The organism is Mesorhizobium sp. M7A.F.Ca.CA.004.04.2.1 (genome assembly GCF_004022825.1).
Lineage (GTDB): Bacteria > Pseudomonadota > Alphaproteobacteria > Rhizobiales > Rhizobiaceae > Mesorhizobium.
In genome coordinates, this window is the sequence record NZ_RZPH01000416.1 from 1 (window position 1) to 4,915 (window position 4,915).

Below are 4,915 nucleotides of genomic sequence, written 5' to 3' on the forward strand. Positions count from 1 at the left end.
CGCCGACATTGAGCAGGCCGACGCTGGGCCGGGCTATGCCGAAGACCGAGCGCGCCATGCCGGTGCCGAGAATGGCAAAATCAATGAGCTGTTGCGCATCGGCTCCAATGGTCGCACCGACGTCCAGCACCACGCTTTCGCCGCGCAATGTTGGCCAAAGGGCTGCGATTGCTGGGCGATCGATGGTGGCCATGGTGCGCAGGCAAAATTTCGACATCGCCATCAGCGCGCCGGTGTTGCCGGCGGAAATGCAGGCGTCGGCTGTGCCGGCCTTGACCGCTTCGACGGCCTTCCACATCGATGACTTCCAGCGGCCGTGGCGCAGCGCCTGGCTCGGCTTGTCGTCCATCCTGACCGCAACTTCGCAATGGAAGAATTCGCTGATCTCGGCGAGCTTGGGAAATTTGGCAAGTTCGGGGCGCACGACTTCCTCACGCCCGAAGATGACGAAGCGGATGTCGGGACGACGGGTCGCGACCGTCATGAGCGCTGGTATGACCACGGCTGGTCCGTGATCGCCGCCCATGGCATCGATGGAAATCCTGATCACGCGGTATTTATCTCACGGTTAGGCGGCAGGTCGCTTGAGCGACCGCGAAGGTTCGGCGAAAATAACGGTTTTGGGCTGCCGCACAACCGACTTTTCCGTCGCGGGCGAGCTTTTCAGGATTTTCCCAGCAAGGATCGCAGTTTTTGCTGAAATTCATTCTCCGCCGGTTCGGTCTCGCTGCCGGCATTGAGCGATGCGCCCTGCTTACGCGGATAGGGGTCGATGGCGAGCCCGAAATACTGTTCGGCGAGTGCCCCGACATCGATCGTGTCACCGGAAAATGTCTCTGGACTGTCAGGGCCTTCCGCATCGAGCAGGATCTCGCCGCCACCATCGAAGCCCTGCCGTCCGAGCTTGGAATCCTCGGGCAGCAGCAGCGCTTCGACCGGTTCGTCGATATGTGCTTCGACAGGCTCGAGCGTGACGATGCAGGCCTGAGTGATGTCGGCCTCGACGCGGCCGCTGATCTTCACGCCATTGCGCTTCCATGACGCGACCAGAAGCTCGGCGCGATAGGATTCGACCGAAATCAGCCCGTGCTCCTCGGCCAGTGCCGCACGCTGTGCGGCATCGGCCTCGATAACCAGCGGCAGGCCCTTCTGCGGCAGGCGCGTAATGTTGGCGCGGAAGGAGACCGGGCTTTGCGGGTCAACATGCTTCATTGTTCAACCTCCTTGGCGGCGGGAAAGGTCAGCGTGCCGGAGACAATCGATTCGGATGGCTGCGCGGCCAGATGACTGCGCGCGTCGGTAACATAGTTGGCCAGCAGCGATGCTTCCGCCCAGGCGCCCGTGTCGGGCCGGACATTGCGGGCAAGAGCCGCGGTCAGCCCGTCATGGTCGTTTCTTTCCAGGGCATCATCATAGGCAGCGGTACGGCCATAAAACATCTTTGCCAGTTTTTTCATGCGTTTGGGCACGCCAACGTCGCCAATGCCCAATTCCCGCAACGAATGGTCGACGTCAAGGAAGAACTCGTCGATCAGCACCTGGGCGACCTCTTGCGCCGCACCGCTCTCCCCGCGCAACCTGTGCTGGAACAGGAACATGTGCAGCGACAGCATCTCGAAACGGCCAAGCGGCGTATCTGGCACATTCCAGTGGGAATAAAACACAGTCTGCCGCGCCGCCGCCACGATTTGTGCGTAAAGCGCCTCGGTGATAGCGCGGTTGGCGTAGCGTTCGCGGCCAAAAAAGCGCTGGAACATTGGGGATGGTCTCCTGGGGACCGTTTGTTGAAGTGGGCTTGTTGCATCGGCAAGCAAGCTGGTTTACCGGTTTCGCGGCCCAGCGCAAGTTGCGGCCAGCTAATGGAGTTGTTGTTGCGCGCGCTGAATTTCAAGTCGACCTTCTCGTCCAGGCCCGCCGGCGCGATCTCGCTGCTGATGATCGTTTCGGCACTGTCCGCCTGCCACACCTCCAAGATGATGGGCGATCTCAGCCCGAGCGAGACGCTGACGCAAGGTTACGTCATAGACCAGCAGGCAATCGACCTGGTGCCGGTCGGTTCGAGCCGCGAGCAGGTGCTTCTGGCGCTCGGCACGCCGTCGACGACCGCGACCTTCGACAACGAGGCATTCTATTACATTTCGCAGACGCGCAAGCGCTACGTCGCCTTCGACAAGCCACGGCTCATTGACCAGCATGTGCTGGCTGTCTATTTCGGCGCCGATGGCCGTGTCACCCAGATCGCCAATTACGGGAAGAAGGATGGCAAGATGTTCGACTTCATCTCGCGCACCACACCGACCGGCGGCAAGGACCAGAACTTCCTCAGCCAGGTCATCAACGGTGCCAGCAAGCTGGCGCCCGGCATTCCCGGCGGCGGCGTCTAGTTCCCTTCGGCTTCCATTCCCGGAAGCCTCGTCATCTCAGGCGACCAAAAACCCGCGGGAGCGATCCTGCGGGTTTTTGTTATGGGTCACCAGTCAGGGCACGGCCACTGGCATGCTGCAGTGGCCACCACTGAAAACACGACGCTGGGCCCGGCATAAGGTGCCAGCGCACGCATTGCGAAGACCGGGCGAAAGCGAGCGCTGAAGGATAGTTTGGCTTTGCCTCAACAAAAAACCCGCGGGATCGCTCCCGCGGGTTTTTTCGGGCTGAAGCCTTGATCAGCCGTGCGCGAGCACGGCCAGCAGCAAGAGCGCGACGATGTTGGTGATCTTGATCGCCGGGTTGACGGCCGGGCCAGCGGTGTCCTTGTAGGGATCGCCGACCGTGTCGCCTGTCACCGAAGCCTTGTGCGCCTCGGAACCCTTGAGATGCTTGACGCCGTCCTTGTCGACAAAGCCGTCTTCGAAGGACTTCTTGGCGTTGTCCCAGGCACCGCCGCCAGAGGTCATCGAGATGGCGACGAACAGGCCATTGACGATGACGCCGAGCAACGAGGCACCCAGCGCTGCAAAGGCGGACGCCTTCGAGCCCGAGATCAACAGCACGCCGAAATAGACCACGAGCGGTGCCAGCACCGGCAGCAGCGACGGGATGATCATCTCGCGGATCGCCGCCTTGGTCAGCAGATCGACCGCGCGTGCGTAGTTCGGCTTCGAGGTGCCGGCCATGATGCCCGGATCCTCGCGGAACTGCTTGCGCACTTCCTCAACGATGGCGCCCGCCGCGCGGCCGACGGCCGTCATGGCGATGCCGCCGAACAGATATGGGATCAAGCCGCCGAAGATCAGGCCGGCGACGACGTAGGGGTTGGAGAGATCGAAGGAGATCTCGCCCATGCCCTGGAAGTAGGGATATTTGTCGCCATTGGCGGCAAAGAACTTCAGGTCGTTCGAGTAGGCGGCAAACAGCACCAGTGCGCCGAGACCGGCCGAACCGATGGCGTAGCCCTTGGTCACCGCCTTGGTGGTGTTGCCGACCGCGTCGAGCGCGTCGGTGGACTGGCGCACTTCCTTGGGCAGGCCGGCCATTTCGGCAATGCCGCCGGCATTGTCGGTGACCGGGCCGAAGGCGTCGAGCGCAACGATCATGCCGGCAAGACCGAGCATCGTCGTGACCGCGATCGCCGTACCGAAGAGGCCGGCAAGCTGATAGGTCGAGATGATGCCGCCGACGATGACGATCGCCGGCAGCGCCGTCGATTCCAGCGAGACCGCAAGGCCCTGGATGACGTTGGTGCCGTGACCGGTGACCGACGCCTGAGCGATGGAGTTGACCGGGCGCTTGTTGGTGCCGGTGTAGTACTCGGTGATGACGACGATGAGACCGGTCACCACGAGGCCGATCAGGCCGCATATGAACAGGTTCTTGCCGGTGATGACCATGCCGGCGACTGTGCCGATCTCGCCCCAGCCGAGCGTCACCTGTGTGGCGACGCCGAGGCCGACGATGGACAGCAGGCCGGTGACGATCAGGCCCTTGTAGAGCGCGCCCATGATCGAGCCGTTGGAACCGAGCTTGACGAAGAAGGTGCCGACGATCGAGGTGAGGATGCAGGCGCCGCAGATGGCGAGCGGATAAAGCATGGCCGCACCCAGAACGGCGGTGCCGCCAAAGAAGATGGCAGCCAGAACCATGGTGGCGACGACGGTCACCGCATAGGTTTCGAACAGGTCAGCGGCCATGCCGGCGCAGTCGCCGACATTGTCGCCGACATTGTCGGCGATGGTGGCCGGGTTGCGCGGATCATCTTCGGGAATGCCGGCTTCGACCTTGCCGACGAGATCGCCGCCGACGTCGGCGCCCTTGGTGAAGATGCCGCCGCCGAGACGGGCGAAGATCGAGATCAGCGATGCGCCGAAGCCGAGCGAGACCAGCGAGTCGATGACGATGCGGTCATTGGGCTGGAGGCCCATGAAGTGGGTCAGGATGAGGTAGTAGATCGACACGCCGAGCAAGGCCAGGCCAGCAACCAGCATGCCGGTGATGGCGCCCGATTTGAACGCGATGTCGAGGCCGGCAGCGAGGCTGTTCGATGCGGCTTGCGCCGTACGAACGTTGGCGCGAACGGAGACATGCATGCCGATGAAGCCGGCGGCGCCCGAAAGCACCGCACCGATCAGGAAGCCGATCGCGGCGGTGATGGACAGCAGCCACCAGGCGAGCACGAGGACGACGACGCCAACGATGGCGATGGTGGTGTACTGACGCGCCAGATAGGCTTGTGCGCCCTCGCGGATAGCCGCGGAGATTTCCTGCATGCGTGCATTGCCTTGATCGGCCGCAAGGACCGAACGTGTCGCCCAGATGGCGTAAAGGATTGAAAGCAGGCCGCAGGCGATGACGGCGGAAATAATTGTCATTGCCGGATTTTCCTCGATTGATGGCCCAAAAGAACCCCTCCCTGGGCCGTTGAGACAAAGACCGGATTCCGAGCACGGAATCCGCCTCTTCGCATCGGTGTATGCGAAAC

The 4,915-nt window shown here is 62.4% G+C and carries 4 protein-coding genes and 1 pseudogene; 1 reads left to right on the forward strand and 4 read right to left on the reverse strand.

What is annotated here, in order from left to right; all coding sequences use genetic code 11:
• The 3 genes and pseudogenes from EN893_RS18825 to EN893_RS18835 form a co-directional block, all read right to left on the reverse strand.
• Nucleotides 1-550: pseudogene (locus EN893_RS18825) on the reverse strand (phosphate acyltransferase); the annotation flags it as partial.
• Nucleotides 551-663: 113 nt separating this feature from the next.
• Nucleotides 664-1,212 carry a DUF177 domain-containing protein gene (locus EN893_RS18830; RefSeq protein WP_027162417.1) on the reverse strand — a complete coding sequence of 183 codons (549 nt, stop codon included), beginning with the start codon at nt 1,210-1,212 and terminating at the stop codon, nt 664-666.
• Nucleotides 1,209-1,757, reverse strand: coding sequence for a ubiquinol-cytochrome C chaperone family protein (locus EN893_RS18835; RefSeq protein WP_127267861.1), 549 nt, complete (start codon nt 1,755-1,757; stop codon nt 1,209-1,211). Before EN893_RS18835 ends, EN893_RS18830 begins: the two co-directional genes overlap by 4 nt.
• Nucleotides 1,758-1,871: 114 nt before the next feature.
• Between EN893_RS18835 and EN893_RS18840 the strand changes: the two genes are divergently transcribed.
• Complete coding sequence (locus EN893_RS18840) at nt 1,872-2,384, forward strand: outer membrane protein assembly factor BamE (RefSeq protein WP_127267855.1); 513 nt, start codon at nt 1,872-1,874, stop codon at nt 2,382-2,384.
• 279 nt (nt 2,385-2,663) lie between these two features.
• Here the strand turns inward: EN893_RS18840 and EN893_RS18845 are convergent, their stop codons facing one another.
• On the reverse strand, nt 2,664-4,805 hold the full coding sequence (locus EN893_RS18845; protein ID WP_127267856.1) for a sodium-translocating pyrophosphatase: 2,142 nt from the start codon (nt 4,803-4,805) through the stop codon (nt 2,664-2,666).
• Nucleotides 4,806-4,915 lie beyond the last annotated feature (110 nt).

What these genes read in the sequence shown, in the direction of transcription:
- EN893_RS18830 (WP_027162417.1), bottom strand. Translation starts at nt 1,212, where the DNA reads ATGAAGCATGTTGACCCGCAAAGCCCGGTCTCCTTCCGCGCCAACATT.
- EN893_RS18835 (WP_127267861.1), bottom strand. Translation starts at nt 1,757, where the DNA reads ATGTTCCAGCGCTTTTTTGGCCGCGAACGCTACGCCAACCGCGCTATC.
- EN893_RS18845 (WP_127267856.1), bottom strand. Translation starts at nt 4,805, where the DNA reads ATGACAATTATTTCCGCCGTCATCGCCTGCGGCCTGCTTTCAATCCTT.